At 43.1% G+C, this 19,273-nt stretch carries 16 protein-coding genes; 10 read left to right on the top strand and 6 right to left on the bottom strand.

Going from position 1 to position 19,273, the window contains the following annotated elements; translation table 11 throughout:
- Position 1 precedes the first annotated feature (1 nt).
- From rsxD to gloA, 10 genes are all read left to right on the top strand, one after another.
- A complete protein-coding gene (gene rsxD, locus CXF88_RS11950) occupies positions 2-1,054 on the top strand; it encodes an electron transport complex subunit RsxD (protein ID WP_101087036.1) in 1,053 nt (350 codons plus the stop codon).
- 2 nt (positions 1,055-1,056) lie between these two features.
- Positions 1,057-1,704, top strand: coding sequence for an electron transport complex subunit RsxG (gene rsxG, locus CXF88_RS11945; protein WP_101087035.1), 648 nt, complete (start codon positions 1,057-1,059; stop codon positions 1,702-1,704).
- Complete coding sequence (locus tag CXF88_RS11940; RefSeq protein WP_101087034.1) at positions 1,697-2,392, top strand: electron transport complex subunit E; 696 nt, start codon at positions 1,697-1,699, stop codon at positions 2,390-2,392. Before rsxG ends, CXF88_RS11940 begins: the two co-directional genes overlap by 8 nt.
- Positions 2,393-2,451: 59 nt before the next feature.
- Positions 2,452-3,084, top strand: coding sequence for an endonuclease III (gene nth / locus CXF88_RS11935; protein ID WP_101087033.1), 633 nt, complete (start codon positions 2,452-2,454; stop codon positions 3,082-3,084).
- Positions 3,085-4,014: 930 nt separating this feature from the next.
- On the top strand, positions 4,015-4,977 hold the full coding sequence (locus CXF88_RS11925; protein ID WP_101087032.1) for a mechanosensitive ion channel family protein: 963 nt from the start codon (positions 4,015-4,017) through the stop codon (positions 4,975-4,977).
- Between the two features lie 949 nt (positions 4,978-5,926).
- Positions 5,927-7,303, top strand: a complete 1,377-nt coding sequence (locus CXF88_RS11920; protein WP_101087031.1) for an NAD-dependent succinate-semialdehyde dehydrogenase — start codon at positions 5,927-5,929, stop codon at positions 7,301-7,303.
- 54 nt (positions 7,304-7,357) lie between these two features.
- A complete protein-coding gene (locus CXF88_RS11915; protein ID WP_197708435.1) occupies positions 7,358-7,960 on the top strand; it encodes an SDR family oxidoreductase in 603 nt (200 codons plus the stop codon).
- An 80-nt stretch (positions 7,961-8,040) separates the two neighbouring features.
- A complete protein-coding gene (locus CXF88_RS11910) occupies positions 8,041-8,778 on the top strand; it encodes an SDR family oxidoreductase (protein ID WP_101087030.1) in 738 nt (245 codons plus the stop codon).
- A gap of 380 nt (positions 8,779-9,158) precedes the next feature.
- Positions 9,159-9,935 (top strand): hypothetical protein, encoded by a 777-nt coding sequence (locus tag CXF88_RS11905; protein ID WP_101087029.1) that lies wholly within the window; start codon positions 9,159-9,161, stop codon positions 9,933-9,935.
- A 584-nt stretch (positions 9,936-10,519) separates the two neighbouring features.
- Entirely contained in the window at positions 10,520-10,930 is a 411-nt protein-coding gene (gene gloA / locus CXF88_RS11900; RefSeq protein ID WP_059743767.1) for a lactoylglutathione lyase, read from the top strand.
- A 180-nt stretch (positions 10,931-11,110) separates the two neighbouring features.
- Here gloA and ruvB read toward each other — a convergent pair whose 3' ends face one another.
- The 6 genes from ruvB to CXF88_RS11870 all read right to left on the bottom strand — a co-directional run bounded on the left by ruvB (position 11,111) and on the right by CXF88_RS11870 (position 18,944).
- On the bottom strand, positions 11,111-12,121 hold the full coding sequence (ruvB, locus tag CXF88_RS11895; RefSeq protein ID WP_101087028.1) for a Holliday junction branch migration DNA helicase RuvB: 1,011 nt from the start codon (positions 12,119-12,121) through the stop codon (positions 11,111-11,113).
- Between the two features lie 30 nt (positions 12,122-12,151).
- Complete coding sequence (gene ruvA / locus CXF88_RS11890) at positions 12,152-12,769, bottom strand: Holliday junction branch migration protein RuvA (protein ID WP_101087027.1); 618 nt, start codon at positions 12,767-12,769, stop codon at positions 12,152-12,154.
- Positions 12,766-13,287 (bottom strand): crossover junction endodeoxyribonuclease RuvC, encoded by a 522-nt coding sequence (gene ruvC / locus CXF88_RS11885; protein WP_101087026.1) that lies wholly within the window; start codon positions 13,285-13,287, stop codon positions 12,766-12,768. Before ruvC ends, ruvA begins: the two co-directional genes overlap by 4 nt.
- Before the next feature lie 7 nt (positions 13,288-13,294).
- The gene (locus CXF88_RS11880; RefSeq protein WP_101087025.1) at positions 13,295-14,047 is read right to left on the bottom strand and encodes a YebC/PmpR family DNA-binding transcriptional regulator; all 753 of its coding nucleotides are present in this window, start codon (positions 14,045-14,047) and stop codon (positions 13,295-13,297) included.
- A gap of 123 nt (positions 14,048-14,170) precedes the next feature.
- Positions 14,171-15,946, bottom strand: coding sequence for an aspartate--tRNA ligase (aspS, locus tag CXF88_RS11875; protein ID WP_101087024.1), 1,776 nt, complete (start codon positions 15,944-15,946; stop codon positions 14,171-14,173).
- A 172-nt stretch (positions 15,947-16,118) separates the two neighbouring features.
- Positions 16,119-18,944: a transporter substrate-binding domain-containing protein gene (locus CXF88_RS11870; protein ID WP_101087023.1), complete on the bottom strand. Its 2,826-nt coding sequence runs from the start codon at positions 18,942-18,944 to the stop codon at positions 16,119-16,121.
- Positions 18,945-19,273 lie beyond the last annotated feature (329 nt).

Below are 19,273 nucleotides of genomic sequence, written 5' to 3'. Positions count from 1 at the left end.
TATGGCATTTAAAATTGCCTCATCTCCACATGTCAGCACAACATTGCACACCAATACGGTAATGAAGCGTGTGGCACTATGCCTTATTCCAGGTATTGCAGTACAAAGCTATTATTTTGGTTACGGCACGTTAGTTCAATTATTACTCGCAATTACGGTGGCTTATTTAGCAGAAGCTGCAGTAATGAAACTGCGCAATAAAAATATTGTCGCTACCTTAACTGATAATAGCGCATTGGTTACCGCAAGCTTACTTGCGGTCGCGATCCCGCCATTAGCACCTTGGTGGTTAATTGTCATCGGAACATTATTTGCTATCGTTATTGTTAAACAACTCTATGGTGGGTTAGGTAATAACGTCTTTAATCCTGCAATGGCCGCTTATGTACTGCTGCTGATTTCATTTCCGGTACAAATGACCTCATGGGTTGCCCCTCAAACCTTAACCGTCAATTACGCAGATATGTTGCATACCTTCAACAGTATCTTTGAATTAAACACGGGATATGCTGCAGATTTTTTCCATTTGGCGATTGATGGCACCACCATGGCAACGCCACTCGACACATTAAAAACAGACCTTTCTATGGGGCTTACCACAACAGAAAGTATGACTAAAACCATCTTCTCTGGCAGTGTCGGCGAAGGTTGGTTTTGGGTCAATATGGCCTATTTTGTTGGTGGCCTAGTGATGCTAAAGCTTAAGGTGATACGCTGGCATATTAGCGGCGCTATTGTGCTGACTTTGTTTGTCTGTGCCAGTATTGGTTTTTTGATCAGCCCAGATACCTTCGTTAGCCCTGCGATGCATTTATTTTCAGGAGGAACCATGCTGGCGGCATTTTTCATTGCCACAGATCCCGTTACCGCAGCAGCAAGTCCTAGAGGTCGACTTATTTTTGGCGCCATGATCGGCTTACTCATATACTTAATACGAACATTTGGTGGTTATCCTGACGCCGTCGCTTTCGCCGTTTTATTAGCCAATATGTGCGCGCCATTTATCGATTATTATGTTCGTCCACGCAGTTATGGTCATCGAGTAGGAAATTAATAATGTCTATTTTAACAACTAACCCGATGATTAAAAATGGCCTATTACTTGGCCTATTTGCCTTATGTTGCACTGGCCTAGTTGCGTTAGTTAACGCGTTAACCAGTGACACCATATTATTGCAACAACAAAAACAATTAACCTTAACGCTTAACCAAATTGTGCCGACTGAGTTATACGATAATGTACTCAGTGAACAATGCATTTTGGTTAACTCCCCGGAACTGTTAGGCACTAAAGCTGACTTACCAGCATACCTTGCTTATAAAAATGAACTCCCTGTAGCCATCGCGATTGAAGCTATTGCACCAGATGGTTATAACGGAGAAATAAAACTCATTATTGGTGTAGATAACCAAGGTAAAATATTAGGTGTTCGTACCCTTTCCCATCAAGAAACCCCGGGGCTTGGTGATAAAATTGAACTGCGAAAATCGGATTGGGTCACTCATTTCAGTGGTAAGTTATTTAAAGACAACACCAATATGTGGAAAGTAAAGAAAGATGGTGGTCAATTTGACCAATTTACGGGTGCCACTATTACTCCACGCGCTTACGTTAAAGCGATTGCCAATGCACTGACATTTGTTGAACAACATCGCCAAGCACTTTATCAAAGTCATTATGTCTGTGAGGCCAACCATGAGTAAATATAGTGAAATTGCAGCTCAAGGACTATGGAAAAATAACCCGGGATTAGTACAATTATTAGGGTTATGTCCGCTACTAGCCGTTACCGCAACAATCACCAATGCATTGGGTTTGGGCGTCGCGACGTTGTTGGTATTAGTTGGATCCAATATTTTAGTCTCCTTGGTACGTGATTTTGTGCCTAAAGAAATTCGTATCCCCGTGTTTGTCATGATCATTGCCGCGCTTGTTACTTGCGTGCAATTACTGATCAATGCTTATGCCTATAATTTATATTTGTCATTGGGTATTTTCTTACCGCTGATTGTAACCAACTGCGTCATTATCGGCCGCGCAGAAGCATTTGCCTCGCGTAACTCATTAGCGCATTCGGCATTCGATGGATTAATGATGGGCTTAGGCTTTACCGCTGTACTGGTTGTTTTAGGTGCTAGCCGCGAATTGCTCGGCCAAGGAACGTTATTTGGCGGTGCAGATTTACTATTAGGTGATTGGGCAAGTGTGTTAACCATTCATGTATGGCATGTGGACACGCCATTTTTATTGGCTATGTTGCCGCCGGGTGCTTTTATTGGCATGGGATTATTAATAGCCCTTAAAAATGTCATCGATAGCCGAGTTAACGCCCTGCAACCTAAGGTAGAAAGTGTTAGCGTAACGCGTGCGCGGATCACTAAAGTCAACTAACAAGACTTTGCAGTTAAACTACTGAGACCGTTAACTTAACGATAAAATGACCGATTATTATGAATAAAGATAAGCGACAACAAATACTCAACAGATTAAGAGACAATAATCCTAAGCCTGAAACTGAACTGAACTTTTCTAGTCCATTTGAGTTATTAGTTGCTGTCACGCTATCAGCACAAGCAACCGATGTCAGTGTCAACAAGGCAACTGATAAGTTGTTTCCTGTTGCCAATACGCCTCAAGCAATCTATGACTTAGGCGTTGACGGGCTTAAGCAATACATCAAAACCATTGGCTTATACAATAACAAAGCCGTTAATGTGATTAACGCCTGTAAAATGCTGGTTGATTTACATGGTGGCGAAGTACCCGAGAATCGAGAAGCATTAGAAGCTTTACCTGGAGTGGGACGAAAAACGGCCAATGTAGTACTCAATACCGCCTTTGGCTGGCCCACTATTGCCGTTGATACGCATATTTTTCGGCTAGCAAATCGAACGAAGTTTGCTCCTGGCAAAAATGTCGACCAAGTTGAACTGAATATGCTTAAAGTGGTGCCGAGCGAGTTTAAAGTGGATGTACATCATTGGTTTATTCTTCACGGACGTTACACTTGCTTAGCCAGAAAACCCCGTTGCGGTTCTTGTATTATCGAAGACCTGTGTGAATTTAAAGATAAAACTGAATAGTCTATCATCTTGTTGACGTCGATATGTGTCATGTCTGTTCTCTCTTTTGTCCTGTTGCGGGATAAAGAGGGAAAAGTTCCAAACCTATTGGTATGGTGTATTGTTTACCATTTCACTGACAATTCGCCGCCCTGAGCGTAAGAGTCCAACACCAAATCGGCATGTATCTATACTTATCTTACAGTCATTTTCGTTCAGTGACGCCTCTGCAATTTCGAAAATTTTACGTTTGAACGAAGCTCGTCGTTTAATGTTAACCGACAACTTAGATGTGACAACGACATTCAAAGTTGGCTACGAGAGCCCCTCTCAATTCAGTTGGGAATACCGCCGTTTTTTGGTGCATATCCATTAAAAGATACAAAAGCATTGCGCGAAACTGGACTGCCTCAAGAAGCAAAGGCATAAAGAAAAAGAACCAAAAATGCTAGGTTTAACTTAACTATTTGTGCTGATGGCACTCACCGACTCTTTCGCAATGATAGAATTGGTTTTATCAACAGCGATACTCCGATATTTGGCTAGCCCACTATTGCCATTGATACACCTATTTTTAGCTAAAAAAATCGTCCCAAATTCTCCCGAGGCAATTGAGGAAGATCAACGTTCCCACCGTTACGCCAGTCACCACGCAAAGTCAACTTGTGACATCTTTAACGTTGAGCGAATAACATCGGGTGATGACGGTGTAGAAAGCTCTGTTGTCCGCAGCATGTGCTGAGCTTTTTTAAGTAGTAGACAACAGTGCGCTGACTTTCACTCCCTCAAGGATAGTAAAGAGATGTTAGTATGGAGAATATGAGGCTATATGGATTTTCATTTTGTGAAAAATGACGTTTTATTTTACCTATCCTCGACACTAGAGAAGCTCAATACACGGGCTGAATCTGCATTGAAGAACGATGATAAATAATAGTGGGAATAATATTAATGGACCTCTCTGTATTAGACAAATTCTGGCAGCTAATTGACGAAAAATTACAAGGCTGGCTAGAAGCTGGCATTAAACACTTGCCGAATTTTATAGTCGCCTTTCTATTAGCCATGTTTTTTGGCTTACTGGCTAAATATGTTGGTAGAGTCGTTCGAAAAGTGCTTCATAAAACCTTAGAGTCTGAACAAATTGCCGATCTACTTTCATCAATTATCAAGATGCTGGTGCTGTTGACAGGGCTATTTATCGCCCTAGAGTTTTTAGGATTAACCGGTACTGTAACGTCACTCTTAGCTGGCGCAGGTATTATTGGCCTAGCACTTGGTTTTGCTTTTCAAGACATGGCAGAGAATCTTATTGCTGGTATTGCGATGGGTATTCGTAAGCCATTTCAAATTGGCGATGTGGTTGAGGCAGGAGATGTGTTTGGCACCGTAAAAACCATTAATTTGCGTAACACATTAGTCGAAACGTTTTTTGGCCAAATAGAAGTTATTCCAAATAAAATCTTGTTTCGAAACGTACTCACAAATTATACGGTTACAGGGGTCAGGCGCATCGTAGTACCCGTTGGTATTTCTTACGCAGACGACCCAGAGAAGGCAGCAGGAGTTATTGAAGAAGCGATAAACGCTTGTGATTTTGTTATCAAAAAAGAACAAACTGCCGTGTTTGCTGAGGGGTTTGCAGACAGCTGTATAAACTTAGTAGTCTGGTTCTGGATCGATTACCCAGGTGACACTGGCTTTATGAAAGCTCGACATACGGCGGTTGTAGAAATTAAAAAAGCGCTAGAAAAAGCGGATATCTTAATTCCATTTCCTATCAGAACATTGGATTTTGGCGCCAAAGGCGGTGAGAAGCTCAATACCATGTTGCCGGAAAAAAAGTCAGAAGAAAAGTCAGAAGAAGAATCAGCAGACTCACAGAAGCCATCATCGTCTGAAAATGAAAAGTAACCTCTGGGATCAGAGAAACTTTCATGAACTAAACGTCAGCTTTGTCGCATTGGTCTAATTTAATTAGACTATCAAAACATTTTTGAAGGTTGGCTGATCGGACATGGAATTCTGGAAAAAAGAGCCAACCATCGGCATTCTGCTACTAGTACGCGTATTGTTCCAGGCAGCTTGTAGGTCGGTAACACTTAGCTAGCCGACGTTCAAATTTTCTCTGATATATATAAGCGCATAACCACCGCTTGAATACGCTTATTCTGACTCATCGAATGCGCACAGATGGCATCACTGATCTCACATACAGCATCACTGATCCGACATGTAGCATTACTGATCCGACATATAGCATAATAATTGACTAAATACTTTCGTGACTCCAGTGGTTCACTTAATCATGTCCTGCCATACAGGAATAACATATCAAGCGTTCAAAGATAAACTATTTTGCTGCCATTACAGCAAGTGGGTCAATACCACCGCCCATTTCAGCGCCAGACAATTTACTGTCGTCAATCCGAGCCCCCTAACAATAAGATATCGCCTAGGGGATTAGCACCATCAAATTTGTTCACTGGTCCCGCATTCTTACAAGCATTCTTACAAAAAGGGGGGAAGTCGACATGCCTACCTAGCACTTTTTTGTCGATTTATCGAATAAAATTGATACCTAGCACTAACAATCCCTAACTTCCTCATCCATTGACTTGTTCCAACAGTGGGTTCAATGACCCTCAACCCAACAACATCAGACCATGATGAATAGATCAAGCATGTGGTTTATTCTTTTTATACTTTTTCTTTGGGCCATTTATCCACTACCAGCAGGAGCTCGGCGATGTTTGCAACGCGGTAGTGTTGGCAAGCGAACAGACAGATCCCGCCAATACACTGATAATCCACCTTAGCTAGCGTCAACGGCGTTAGCCTATCAGACTAGGAAGGAGCAACCATGTCGACAATCACCACCATTAATCCCGCGACCGAAAAAGAAATCCATACCTACGACATCATGACCGAAAAGCAGGCGACGGATCGGCTTGAGTCCTGCCATGGGGCATTTCTGCAATGGCGCGAACTGACCCATCAGGAACGGGCTCCCTACCTCAAGATGATCGCTCAAAAGTTGCTCGACAATGCCGATGAATTGGCCGCTTTGATGACCAACGAAACCGGCAAGCTCCTTAAGGATGGACACGTTGAGGTCGAACTCTGTGCAGCTATCTTTAATTACACCGCTGAAAATGGACCCGACGTGCTGGCCGATGAAGATCGCGAGCAAGCACTCAACGGTAAACGCGGCGTCATCAGTTATCAGCCCATCGGCGTTATCTATTCAATTCAGCCTTGGAACTTTCCCCTTTACCAGCCGGTTCGTGTACTGGCATCCAATCTGATGGCTGGTAATGGCTGTATTCTGAAGCACGCTAGCATCTGCACCGGATCCGGTCTACGTTTGCGTGAATTGTGCATTGAGGCCGGCTTGCCCGAGGACCTGTTCCAGGTTTTGGTGATTGACCACGACACCAGCGACAAGCTGATAGCCCACCCTAAGGTCCGTGGTGTCACAATGACCGGCAGCGATGGCGCTGGGCGACACATCGGTGCTGTGGCCGCCAAAGAATTAAAGAAGACGGTACTCGAACTGGGCTCGAATGACGCTTACCTGGTGCTTGAGGATGCCGATATCGAAACCGCCGTAAAATTTTCGGTAATGGGTCGACTTTACAACAACGGAGAGACCTGCGTTTCTGCCAAGCGGTTCATCGTGACCGATAAGGTCTATGACGACTTTGTCGAGGCTTTCGTCGCCCAAATGCAAAAGATCAACATGGGTGACCCCACCGATAAGAATACCCAGCTTGGCCCGCTTTCCAGCCAGGAGCAGTTTGACACCGTCAAGGAGCAGGTGGATGCCAGCGTCGCCAAGGGTGCAAAAATCCTCTGCGGTGGTGAAGTACCAAACCGCACGGGTGCCTATTATCCAGCCACTGTGCTAGCAGACCTCACGCCAGGAATGCCGGCCTACGACGATGAAATCTTCGGACCTGTCGCGTCGATTATCCGCGCCAGTGATGATGAGGACGCCATGCGGCTGGCTAATGACAGCCGCTATGGACTCGGCGGTGGGATCTTTTCAAAGGACGAGGAGCGAGCCCTCAAACTGGCGCGCGATGACTTCGACACAGGCATGATCCGTATTAATTCGTTTGGGGCTGCTGATCCGAATATGCCATTTGGCGGGGTCAAGAATTCTGGGTACGGACGTGAACACGGTGGCTTTGGTATGAAGGAATTCGTCAACGTAAAGTCAATTTTTCTGCCCTGACCTCGCTTTACACCCACAATTTCGCCCATTTCATCCAACATTAAGGATTTCTCTATGAGCATGAACATTCTTGTCGCCGGTGCCACCGGCAAAACGGGCCAGCTTCTGGCCCAGTACCTGATAGATCAGGGCCATAAGCCGATAGCGCTGGTTCGCGAAAGTTCGGATACCAGTTCACTGCCCCAAGGCGTAGACCTGCGCCATGGTGACTTGACCGACCTGGAAACCGGCTTGTGCGACTGCATGGACGCGGTGATCTTTGCCGCTGGCTCGGGAGGAAACACGGGCCCTGAAATGACCAAAAAAGTGGATCGGGACGGCGCTAAGCGACTGATTGATCTGGCGAAGGAATCTGGCGTGAAGCGTTTCGTGATGCTCAGCTCGATCGGCGCAGACCAATCCAATCCCACCGGCGACATGGCCCCTTACCTGAATGCCAAACACGAAGCAGACGAATACCTCAAGGCTTCTGGAGTAACCTACTCGATCCTGCGCCCTGTGGCATTGACCAACAAGAGCCGCGGCACGGATGTGATCCTAGGTGAGGACGTCGACAAATCGGCCAAAGCATCTCGAGCGGATGTGGCCCATGTACTGGTGGAGGCCGCTACTACAGGCCGTTACGACGGTATGGTGCAGAATATGCAATCAGCCTGACCGTCGCGTCACTGGCGTAACACCAGGCTTGGACCGTTAACTTGTAAAATTCAATCATTCATTTCAACAGGAGAAAATCCATGTCAGAGATCAATAGCAAAGTCGTTATCATTACCGGTGCCAGCAGTGGTCTGGGTAGAGCCACAGCACTACGCCTGGCAAAAGGTGGCGCCAAACTGGTGCTTGCTGCCCGCCGCGAGGAACGCCTTGTGGAGCTGCGTGACACGATTAAGGATCAGGGTGGTGAAGCTATTTATCAGGTTACCGATGTCACTGACCGCGCTCAGGTCGAGTCGCTGGCCAAGGCCGCGAAGGAAGCTTATGGCCGCATCGACGTGCTGGTCAACAACGCTGGTCTGATGCCGCTATCGCCCCTCGATGAACTCAAGGTCGACGAGTGGGAGAAGATGATTGACGTCAATATCAAAGGCGTGCTCTACGGCATTGCCGCGGTGCTGCCGACCATGCGCGAGCAGCATGTCGGCCACATTATTAATCTCTCGTCGATAGCCGGACATAAGGTCTTTCCCGCGTCCGCCGTTTATTCCGCTACCAAGTTTGCCGTGAAGGCGATATCAGAAGGCATGCGTCAGGAAGGCAATGGGGAAATCCGCTCCACCAATATTTCGCCTGGGGCCGTGGCGACCGAGCTGACCAGTAAAATCAGCGACCCCGATACTGCCAAGGGTGTTGATGAAATGTACGAGATGGCCATTGACCCTGATGCGATTGCGCGAGCAATTGCTTATGCCATTGAGCAGCCGACAGATGTTGATGTCAACGAGATTATCATCCGCCCCACTAGGCAGCCGCTCTAACCAGACAGCCGCTCTATTGGACAGGAGCAATATGCAAACTGGCATGGTAAACGTTCAGCATCACAGCAGCTTAGTGTCTACTGTTGAACCACTTAAATTGTAAGCCAACACTGGAGAGCCATTTTTAGCATGCGGGTTCGAACGGATTGTCGGACCAGAGAACAAATGGTACAGCGGAAGGATCCGTTGCCTGAGTGCTTATGTTGTCATTTCTCAGCAAATCCATTTTGCTCTACGGTCTCTGTGTCGGAATTTTAGATACGAGATAAGAGCCTAGCATCTAGGGCATAAGCCGTCAGAGTGAAGTAAATAGAAATTTACTTCACTCTCTTTATACTTGGCGAATTATCCTGAGGTGAAACAAACGATGAGTATCAACTATGACTGACAAAATATTAAAAATTTCAGATAAGTTTTGGAATATTCGTGGTGAGTTTAACGTTTTCGGTTTATTAAATATTGGCACACATGCTTCTTTAGTAAAGCGCGGTAATGGCAAGTTTGTATTGCTTGACGCTTATGAGATGCAAGACGACGTTAAACAGCAAATCGATTCGCTGACCAACAATGGAGTCAACATTGAAGCGATTATTAATTTGCATCCATTCCACACCGTGCATATTGAAAAAATACATGGGGATTATCCAAACGCAAAACTCTATGGCACACAGCGCCATATCGATAAATTGCCCAACCTAACATGGCAAACAGAGTTAACTAATTCAAACGAGTTTGCCGCTTTGTTTTCAAACGATTTTGAATTTTCAGTGCCCCGCGGGGTCGATTTTATTTCCAAAAACGAGCGCCTACATTTTTCATCGGTGCTTGCTTACCACAAAGAATCAAAAACTATTCACGTTGACGACACATTAATGTACCTTCAATTACCCGGTCTACTCCGTTTTTTAAAAAGTCCAGAATTGTCTTTTCATATGACACTGTCGAAAACATTGGAACGACGCAAAGGAGCTGCTGATGATTTTCGGCTTTGGGCCACGGATATAGCGAAGCAATGGAGCGGTGCTGAAGTGTTGTGTGCGGCTCATTCGTCAACATTATTTATTAAAAACCAATCTCCATCAATTGCGGCGATGATCATGACAGCATTGGAACGGGTAGAATTAACCTTAAAACATCATGAAAACAAGTTTGGTTAACACCATTCTCTTCGTTATATTCCAGTTCAAACTGAATTAGGCATACAGAAATTGGCGAGATCACAACCGATGAAATGTCACTTTTGGATCTGAAACAGTCGAATACACCAAGACCAGCGAACGGTGCTTATCGAGAAAACCACGATGCGAATGCTGTATAATTGAAGACTTGTGATTTTAAAGACAAGATATACCCAGAAAATTAACCCCCAAAGCACCGAAGGCACTTTAGGGGTTTTATATTAATGTATTGTATATTAACTCATCAATTAATATGCAATACATCTTTAGTGATGGATCAAATGGGACTATCTATTTTTTGCTGACGCTTAAAACAACGACACAAAAAATGCACTAAAACAAATCGCAATAACAACTGTAGTGCCTAATGCCATTTTCAATTCTGTATTCATTGTCTTGCCTCCAAATGTGTATATGGCAACAATAACGCTTTTTAGTGTTTAACCCAAAAAATATCCTCACAAATGTGAGCTAAAGCAAAATTTTATTGGTATCAACCGCTAATATTTTCATTGTCATCTGAACTTGTTAAACTTAGATAAATTTTTATAAGAGAGCATATCATGTCGCAATTACTTCATACGATGATCCGTGTAGGCAACCTAGAACGCAGCATTCAATTTTATACCCAAGTGATGGGAATGAAACTACTGCGTCAATCTGAAAACTCAGAATATAAATACACCCTCGCCTTTGTTGGTTTTGGTGAAGAAACCACAGGCCAGGCCGTTATCGAATTAACCTATAACTGGGGTACCGACACATACGATTTAGGCAATGGTTTTGGACATTTGGCCATAGGCGAAGACGATATTTATGCGCGCTGCGAAGCAATTGCTGCTGCTGGCGGTAAAATCACTCGAGCACCTGGCCCTGTTGCTGGCGGCAAAACTGAAATTGCGTTTGTCGAAGATCCAGACGGATACAAAATCGAATTAATTCAAAAAAAATCAGCAACTGAAGCACTTGGCTAATATTGCCTAAGCAGCAAAAACAGGTGCGCTTGAAAGTACACTTTAGATTCGTTAGATATGATAAAACCAGCGAAAGCTGGTTTTATCATTTTGATGACAGAGATTTCATATAAAATTTTACTGCGCAAGGCTGTATATCTACAAGTCATTAGTCTGGGACTAAAATAGCTAATAAACAGATTACGCTTTTTCAGGTCTAACCAAACTAAAATGATCATAGGCTCTTTGAGAAGCGATACGTCCTCTAGGTGTGCGCTGAATAAAGCCTTGTTGAATTAAAAAAGGCTCCAATACATCTTCAATCGTTTCTCTATCTTCACCTATCGCGGCGGCAAGGTTATCTAATCCTACTGGACCACCCATAAATTTATCAATAATTGCCAGCAAGAGTTTACGGTCTAAATAATCGAAACCTTGCTCATCAACATCAAGTAAATCAAGCGCATATTCGGCAACTTTTTGGGTGACTTTACCATCATGTTTGACTTCCGCATAGTCGCGAACACGGCGTAATAGACGATTAGCAATTCGCGGGGTGCCTCGTGAACGTTTGGCTATTTCAATCGCACCTTGCTGATCAATCTCAAGCTCCATCACATTCGCTGAGCGTGTTACGATAGTGGTAAGATCTTTGACATTGTAAAACTCTAAACGCAGTGGAATACCAAAACGCGCCCGCAGTGGTGATGTTAGTGCTCCAGCACGAGTGGTCGCCCCTATAAGCGTGAATGGCGGTAAATCTAACTTAATTGAACGTGCTGCAGGGCCGTCACCAATCATAATATCCAGTTGGTAATCTTCCATCGCCGGATAAAGGATCTCTTCCACTACAGGGCTTAAACGATGAATTTCATCGATAAACAGCACATCACCTTCTTCAAGATTGGTTAACAATGCCGCTAAATCACCGGCTTTTTCAAGCACAGGGCCAGAAGTGGATTTGATGTTCACGCCCATTTCATTAGCCACAATCATCGCTAACGTTGTTTTACCTAATCCTGGAGGACCGAAAATCAGCATGTGATCGAGGGCTTCACGGCGATTTATCGCTGCTTGAATAAAAACCTTAAGCTGCGCTCGAGTATCATCTTGACCGGTATACTCATCCAACATTTTAGGGCGCATAGCACGATCAATCAGTTCATCTTGACCTTGTACCTGCGGTTGGATTAGGCGATCAGCTTCAATCATTTTTACGTACCCTGTTTATGCATATCATATTTATAGCATTGATTTTAATGCAGCTTTAATTAGCGTTTCTGAGCTCATGCCTTCTTTAAAAGCCGCAGAAACCGACTTACTGGCCTGAGCAGGCTTATAGCCTAACGACAATAAAGCTGAAATTGCATCTTCTTCTGCACTATCAACTGGGGCAGCTGGAGTATAATTACTTTGCAGCATAAACTCGCGCTCCGAGCCTGCAGAAGCTTCAAGTAAACTTTTAAGCTTGTCACGCATTTCAATCACTAAACGCTCTGCGGTTTTCTTACCGACACCTGGCAGTTTAACTAAGGTGGCAATGTCATCTCGTTCAACACATGACACGAACTCAGATGCAGTCATACCCGACAAAATCGTTAATGCCAATTTAGGCCCAACGCCATTGGTTTTAATCAATAATCGGAATAATGCACGCTCTTGTTTTGTGATAAAACCATAAAGTAACTGCGCATCTTCACGCACCACAAAATGAGTAAATAACATCGCAGCTTGATTTAACCCTGGTAATTCATAAAAGCTGGTCATCGGCACTTGTAATTCGTAACCAACGCCATTGACATCAAGCACCACTTCAGGCGCTTGTTTTTCAACTAAAATACCGCTTAAACGACCTATCATTTGTATCTTCCATATGTTCTGCTGCTAGCTTTACCACCCATAGCGATAAGGCTTTGATAAGTATGAAAATGGCATATTGCTACTCCTAATGCATCAGCCGCGTCAGCTTGTGGTGAAGCAGGTAGTTTGAGTAGTTGCTTAATCATATGTTGAACTTGCGTTTTTTGAGCTCGGCCAGTCCCCACTACAGCACTTTTTATTTGGGTTGCGCTATATTCCGCCACGGGCAGTCCAGCACACGTAGCAGCAACAATTGCCGCGCCTCTGGCTTGGCCAAGCTTTAGGGCTGAATCAGCATTTTTGGCCATAAATACCCGTTCAATAGCAAATTCATCCGGCTGATATTGGGTAATGATTTCGCATAAGCCTGCGTAAATTTGTTGTAATCGTTGTGGTAATTCATCGGCAGAGGTTCGAATACAGCCGCTACCAAGGTAAATCTGTTGACGGCCTTGGCATTGGATCACCCCGTAGCCTGTAATGCGGGAGCCGGGATCGACTCCTAAAATAATGGCCATTGATGCCTCATGCGTTGTCTAACGCTTGCATAACGTCATCTGATATCTCAGCATTATGATATACCTCTTGTACATCATCATGGTCTTCTAAGGTATCGATTAAACGTAAAAATTTTTCGGCGGTATCTGCATCAAGTTCAGCTTTTAATGATGCAACCATAGTCACTTCAGCATGAACAGATCCAAAACTAGCACTATCAAGTGCATCTTTGACTTTGCCAAAGGTCTCTGGAGTGGTGAATACATCGATTGACCCATCATCATGAGTGATAACATCTTCGGCGCCTGCGTCTAATGCACTGTCGATTAGGCTATCTTCATCAATATCGGTGTCGTAGGAAATAATGCCAGATTTAGTAAATAAATAGGCCACTGAACCATCGGTACCCAAGTTACCACCCGACTTATTAAATGCATTACGCACACCAGAAACGGTGCGATTACGATTGTCTGTCATCGTTTCAACCATGACCGCAGTACCACCTGGACCATAGCCTTCATAAATAATGGTTTCTAGTTGCTGACCATCTATCTCACCGGCACCGCGTTTTATGGCGCGTTCAACGGTATCACGGGTCATATTATTGGATAAGGCTTTATCAACTGCAGCGCGTAATCTGGGGTTAGCATCAACATCTGAACCGCCTTCGCGAGCTGCTACAGTAAGCTCTCGAATAAATTTGGTAAATAACTTACCGCGTTTAGCATCTTGTGCGGCTTTACGATGTTTTATATTGGCCCATTTACTGTGTCCTGCCATCTTAAGCTCCTTTATCCAATTGGATAATTCAAGTAAAAAACCATACTTGTCAAAAACATACCGAGGCAGCAGCCTCGGTATGTGGTGCCCTATTTAAGAGCGTATTACGCTGAACAATAATGTTTACTCTTCAGTTTTAACCTTTTCAATCACCGCAATACCCAATTCCGTTAACTGCACTGGGTTAGCAAAACCAGGAGCGTTAGTTAATGGACATGCCGCAGTAGTCGTTTTAGGGAATGCCATTACGTCACGAATCGAGCTTGCGCCGGTCATCAACATGACAATACGATCCAAACCAAACGCTAAACCCGCGTGTGGAGGTGTACCGTAACGTAACGCTTCAAGTAAGAAGCCAAACTTTTCTTGTGCTTCTTCAGCTTCAATACCTAAAATACTGAATACTGTACTTTGCATTTCGGCGTTATGAATACGCACTGAGCCGCCACCTAATTCACAACCATTCAATACCATATCGTAGGCATCTGAAATAGCTGCTGCTGGATCTGCTGCTAATTCTGCAGGGCTAATACCGCGAGGCGCAGTAAATGGATGATGAACAGCGTGGAATCCACCGTTAATTTTCTCAAACATCGGGAAGTCGACAACCCACATTGGGCGCCACTGTCCTTCAAGTAACTTAAAATCTTCGCCAGCTTTTAAGCGCAAGGCGCCCAATGCTTCAGCAACCACATTGGCTTTGTCTGCACCAAATAGGATGATATCGCCGGTTTGTGCACCTGTACGGCTGATGATGTCGTTAACAATAGATTCAGTTAAAAACTTAAGTACAGGCGACTGAATACCATCCATGCCTGCAGCTAAGTCATTTATTTTCATCCACGCTAAACCTTTAGCACCATAAATGCCGGCAAATTTAGTGTAATCGTCAATTTGTTTACGAGATAATGACGCACCTGTTGGAATACGTAGTGCCGCAACGCGACCTTCGACATCATTTGCAGGGCCATTAAATACCGCAAACTCAACATCTTTAACCAAATCAGCAATATCAACTAATTCAAGTGGATTACGTAAATCAGGCTTATCAGAACCATAACGCTTCATTGCTTCGGCGTAGGTCATGCGAGGAAAATCACCTAAATCAACATTCAATAAATCTTGAAACAAACCGCGCATCATTTGCTCAGTTTTTTCCATGACTTGTTCGGCAGACATGAATGAGGTTTCAATATCGATTTGAGTAAATTCAGGTTGGCGATCTGCACGTAAATCTTCATCGCGAAAACACTTAACAATTTGATAGTAGCGGTCAAAACCAGACATCATTAGCAACTGTTTGAACAGCTGTGGTGATTGAGGCAAAGCAAAAAATTGACCTTTATAAGTTCGACTTGGGACTAAATAGTCTCGCGCACCTTCTGGAGTGGCTTTGGTCAAAATAGGCGTTTCGATATCTAAAAAGCCATTGGTGTCTAAGAAGCGACGAACAGAACTGGTGACCTTAGCGCGGAAGATAAGACGCTCGGCCATTTCTGGGCGACGTAAATCTAAATAACGGTATTTTAAGCGTTGTTCTTCACTGTTATTTTGATAATTATCCATGCTTAAAGGTAAAGGCGCTGAAGCATTAATCACTGTCAGTTGCGTACCTAAAATTTCAATCGCACCGGTTTTCATTTGTGAATTGACTTGGCTATCAGGACGAGCGCGCACAACACCTTTAATTTGAACACAAAACTCACTGCGCAATGTGCTGGCTATATCAAAAACGTCTTTTAGATCTGGGTCAAAAACAACTTGAACTAGCCCTTCTCTATCGCGTAAGTCTAAAAACACAACTCCGCCTAAATCGCGACTACGGTTAACCCAACCAACTAAAGTAACTTCTTGACCTAGATGAGACGTATTAATGTCTCCACAATAATGACTGCGCATTGAACTCTATCCTTTATCCACAAAGCGGTATTTTGGAAATCGAAAACGATAAAAACGGCATTATATACCGTGACTCAAACTTATGCATTGAAGTATCAATCAGATTGCAGCAATTAACCAGACCTACAGCGAATAAACTCAATCGACTGACGGAAAAACCATCAACCAAAAACTAGCTCATTTTATGTTGATGGCCACCGACTTTTTTAGCTTGATACATTAACTGATCTGATTTTTTCAATAATGAAGCAGCGGTATCGGCATCATCAGGAAAAATAGCGATACCGATGCTGGCCGAAATAGTGACATTGATATCATCGATTAGTAACGGTTTCTTTAATCCCAATAAAATATTTTCAGCCACTTGACGAGCATTTTCTTTGGCTTCGATATGATTTAATAACACCACAAACTCATCACCACCAAAACGGGCAACCGTATCAGAATCTCGCACATGTTGGCTTAATAATAAGGCGATACGTTGTAGCAACTTATCCCCCACATGATGACCATGCCGATCGTTTATTGCTTTAAAACCATCTAAATCAATAAATAACAGTGCAAACTTCGATTTATCCCGATGATGAGTCAAAGTGGCTTGCGCTAATCTATCGTCAAGTAAACTGCGATTTGGCAATGCCGTAACATTATCATGATTAGCCATAAATCGAAGGTTCTCTTCAGCTTTAAGACGTTTTTGAATTTCGACATTTAAACGTCGATTCGACATTAAAACCACGATGGCAATTAAGGTGATAATTAGCAAACCAATCACTAATATTTTCAACCAACGTTGGTAACGTAATGTGTCACTATTAAGATCTAGCGAAACCCATTTTTGATACATGTTCTGTTGTTCGGTTTCATCAATGGTCGCAATGACTCTATCAATCAAAGGCACTAAACCTTTGACGCCCGGAAATAAGCCTATATGGCTATGCTGCTCAGTTAACTCAGCTAATAAAGACATTTTTAAACTCGGATATTGGCCACCTTTTAACGTAGTCGCCAATGTTGCTACTTGTTCAACAAACATATCCGCACGACCCGTGATAACCGCTGCCATACCTTGCTTAGTATCTGCAACAGGCACTAATTTTATACCTGGGTATTGTTGGCGAAGCTGATCGACAATGTGATAGCCATCAACAACAGCCAATCGTTTACCGGTAACTTGGGAGATATTAAAAATGGGAGGCTGAGTTAACGACGTGACTATCGCCCAAGGTGACGGCCAATATGCTAATGAGAATGCCAGTGTATTTTCGCGCTCAATTGTTTTAGCCATACTGGCTACTAAATGAATTTCACCTTTAACCAGGTCGCTCATCATGTTGCCAAAATCATCGTAAGCCACCGGGATAATGGTTAAATTGAGTTGGGTAACCAATAAATTTTTGATGTCTGCATTCACCCCTAAAAACTCACCGTTTTTACCCTGAAACTCCATAGGAGCCCAATTTTTCAGGTAACCCATTTTTATGGCCCCTAGACTACTAACGTATTGCTTTTGTTGAGTTGTTAGTTTGATTTTATTGGCAGAATTAGCAAAAAAACGATCGTCTGGGTTAATTAACCATTTACGCTCAACTTGAATTTGTTCTTCGACAGAAATCAAATTAAATCCAGCTTGAATCCGATCCGCTAAGCCACTGTCATCAATGCGCGTTAAAACATACATATCTGTTGAAAATTCGATATCGGTATATTGACGAAACTCTGCCCACAACTTATTGGCTAATAAGTAATGAGACGTCATTGCTGCAGATGAAACAAAACCGCTAATTTCATTTTTACGTGCCGCTTTAACCATGCCGTCTAATGAATCATAAAAACGTAACTGCGCTTTGGGAAATGCTTTTTTAATATCACTAATATAAGGCGCGGTAGGGAAAACCCCAATCCGCATAGCCGTATTTTCAATGCTATTTAACGCTAAGTTCGAACTAAAAAAGCGACTTTTAACCGAAATAATATGCCACGCTTGCTTTAAGCCTGTGCGCATATCTTGGCTTTCAGGATAACCAATATGAACATCTGCAACACCACGTTTAACATCATCAATGGAACTGCTCATGTCACCCGCAACAAAATCAATATTGATACCGGTTTTTTCAGACCATAAAGTCCACAAATCAACTAACATTCCATGTGGCAAGCCATCAGCGCCGATATCGGCATAAGGCTCGACACCATTTTGCATGGCAATAATGACTCCCGCAGTTTGTCGATGATAGCCTAACCACCGCCGCTCTATTTGCTGAATAACCTTCGCCGGCATTAATTCAAAACCATGGTTAATTTTGTTGAGAAGCTCTAAATCCCCTTTGACCACCGCAGGGGCTAAGTTGATTTTTTTGATGAGTATGCGCGATGAGCTGTAAAAATTGGCGGCAATGTCTTGTTCAAGTGCTAAATTGCGTTGATATCCTTCAATACCGGCAAAAACAAATAACTCACCTTTAACGGCTGCTTGTAATAATTGTTCACGATTTTGATAACGCTTAAAACTAAGCTTAGGTTCTAGCGCTGATAATGTTGCTTCATGGGATGAGCCACTCACGATACCAATTTGATAGGGCACTAAATCACTAATTTGTTTTTTACTGCTGAGCGACTTATGAATGTATAAATAGGTATTGAGTGAAGTAAAGGGTTTGGCAAAATCAAACTTTTTTAACCTAGCTTGGTTTTGAGACATGCCAATGTGGACATCTGCTTTTTTCTGTTCAAGCTGATCGAGTGACTGTTGCCAATGCCGAGACACAAATTGCACTTTGGTATCAGTAATAATGGACCATTCGCGCCACAAATCGACCAAAATACCTGCAGGAGTTCCCGTTTCATCCAAATATTCAAATGGATAAGTATCTTCTCCCATCACGATAACTAAGGGAAGTTGGCGTACTGACGTATTGGCTTTATCTGAATGTATTGCCTGCGCAGGTAATGATATCCACGCAAATAATATTGCTAATATCCAAGGTATAAATTTCAAGTTTTTTCCCTAATACTTTCACTTTTTATACTTATTTATTAAATAAGCTTGTTCATTGCCATTTTGGGCTAAATTAACTACCGTTTTCCAAGCCATAAATATTTTAGCTGTTAGAAAAAAATGATTGCAATGGCTTAAAAAACAGCTTTGTTGCTACTTTGTTACAAGAAGAAATAATATCATTATTCAGTCTTGAGTCATGCTAATTTTATGAATAGAAATTAATATTCTGAAGCTTATGCACATAATACCAGCATTCATAAGCATTCAAAACCTGTCCCATTAACAACATTGTCAACTATTTGAAAAAAAACTCACAAATTATTAGC

The sequence above is a fragment of the Shewanella sp. ALD9 genome (genome assembly GCF_002836315.1).
GTDB lineage: Bacteria > Pseudomonadota > Gammaproteobacteria > Enterobacterales > Shewanellaceae > Shewanella.
This window is presented reverse-complemented; position numbering and strand designations above follow the sequence as displayed.

Bases quoted from the DNA above. Each gene is read 5' to 3' on its own strand.
- rsxD (WP_101087036.1), top strand. From the start codon at position 2: ATGGCATTTAAAATTGCCTCATCTCCACATGTCAGCACAACATTGCAC.
- rsxG (WP_101087035.1), top strand. From the start codon at position 1,057: ATGTCTATTTTAACAACTAACCCGATGATTAAAAATGGCCTATTACTT.
- CXF88_RS11940 (WP_101087034.1), top strand. From the start codon at position 1,697: ATGAGTAAATATAGTGAAATTGCAGCTCAAGGACTATGGAAAAATAAC.
- nth (WP_101087033.1), top strand. From the start codon at position 2,452: ATGAATAAAGATAAGCGACAACAAATACTCAACAGATTAAGAGACAAT.
- CXF88_RS11925 (WP_101087032.1), top strand. From the start codon at position 4,015: ATGGACCTCTCTGTATTAGACAAATTCTGGCAGCTAATTGACGAAAAA.
- CXF88_RS11920 (WP_101087031.1), top strand. From the start codon at position 5,927: ATGTCGACAATCACCACCATTAATCCCGCGACCGAAAAAGAAATCCAT.
- CXF88_RS11915 (WP_197708435.1), top strand. From the start codon at position 7,358: ATGAGCATGAACATTCTTGTCGCCGGTGCCACCGGCAAAACGGGCCAG.
- CXF88_RS11910 (WP_101087030.1), top strand. From the start codon at position 8,041: ATGTCAGAGATCAATAGCAAAGTCGTTATCATTACCGGTGCCAGCAGT.
- CXF88_RS11905 (WP_101087029.1), top strand. From the start codon at position 9,159: ATGACTGACAAAATATTAAAAATTTCAGATAAGTTTTGGAATATTCGT.
- gloA (WP_059743767.1), top strand. From the start codon at position 10,520: ATGTCGCAATTACTTCATACGATGATCCGTGTAGGCAACCTAGAACGC.
- ruvB (WP_101087028.1), bottom strand. From the start codon at position 12,121: ATGATTGAAGCTGATCGCCTAATCCAACCGCAGGTACAAGGTCAAGAT.
- ruvA (WP_101087027.1), bottom strand. From the start codon at position 12,769: ATGATAGGTCGTTTAAGCGGTATTTTAGTTGAAAAACAAGCGCCTGAA.
- ruvC (WP_101087026.1), bottom strand. From the start codon at position 13,287: ATGGCCATTATTTTAGGAGTCGATCCCGGCTCCCGCATTACAGGCTAC.
- CXF88_RS11880 (WP_101087025.1), bottom strand. From the start codon at position 14,047: ATGGCAGGACACAGTAAATGGGCCAATATAAAACATCGTAAAGCCGCA.
- aspS (WP_101087024.1), bottom strand. From the start codon at position 15,946: ATGCGCAGTCATTATTGTGGAGACATTAATACGTCTCATCTAGGTCAA.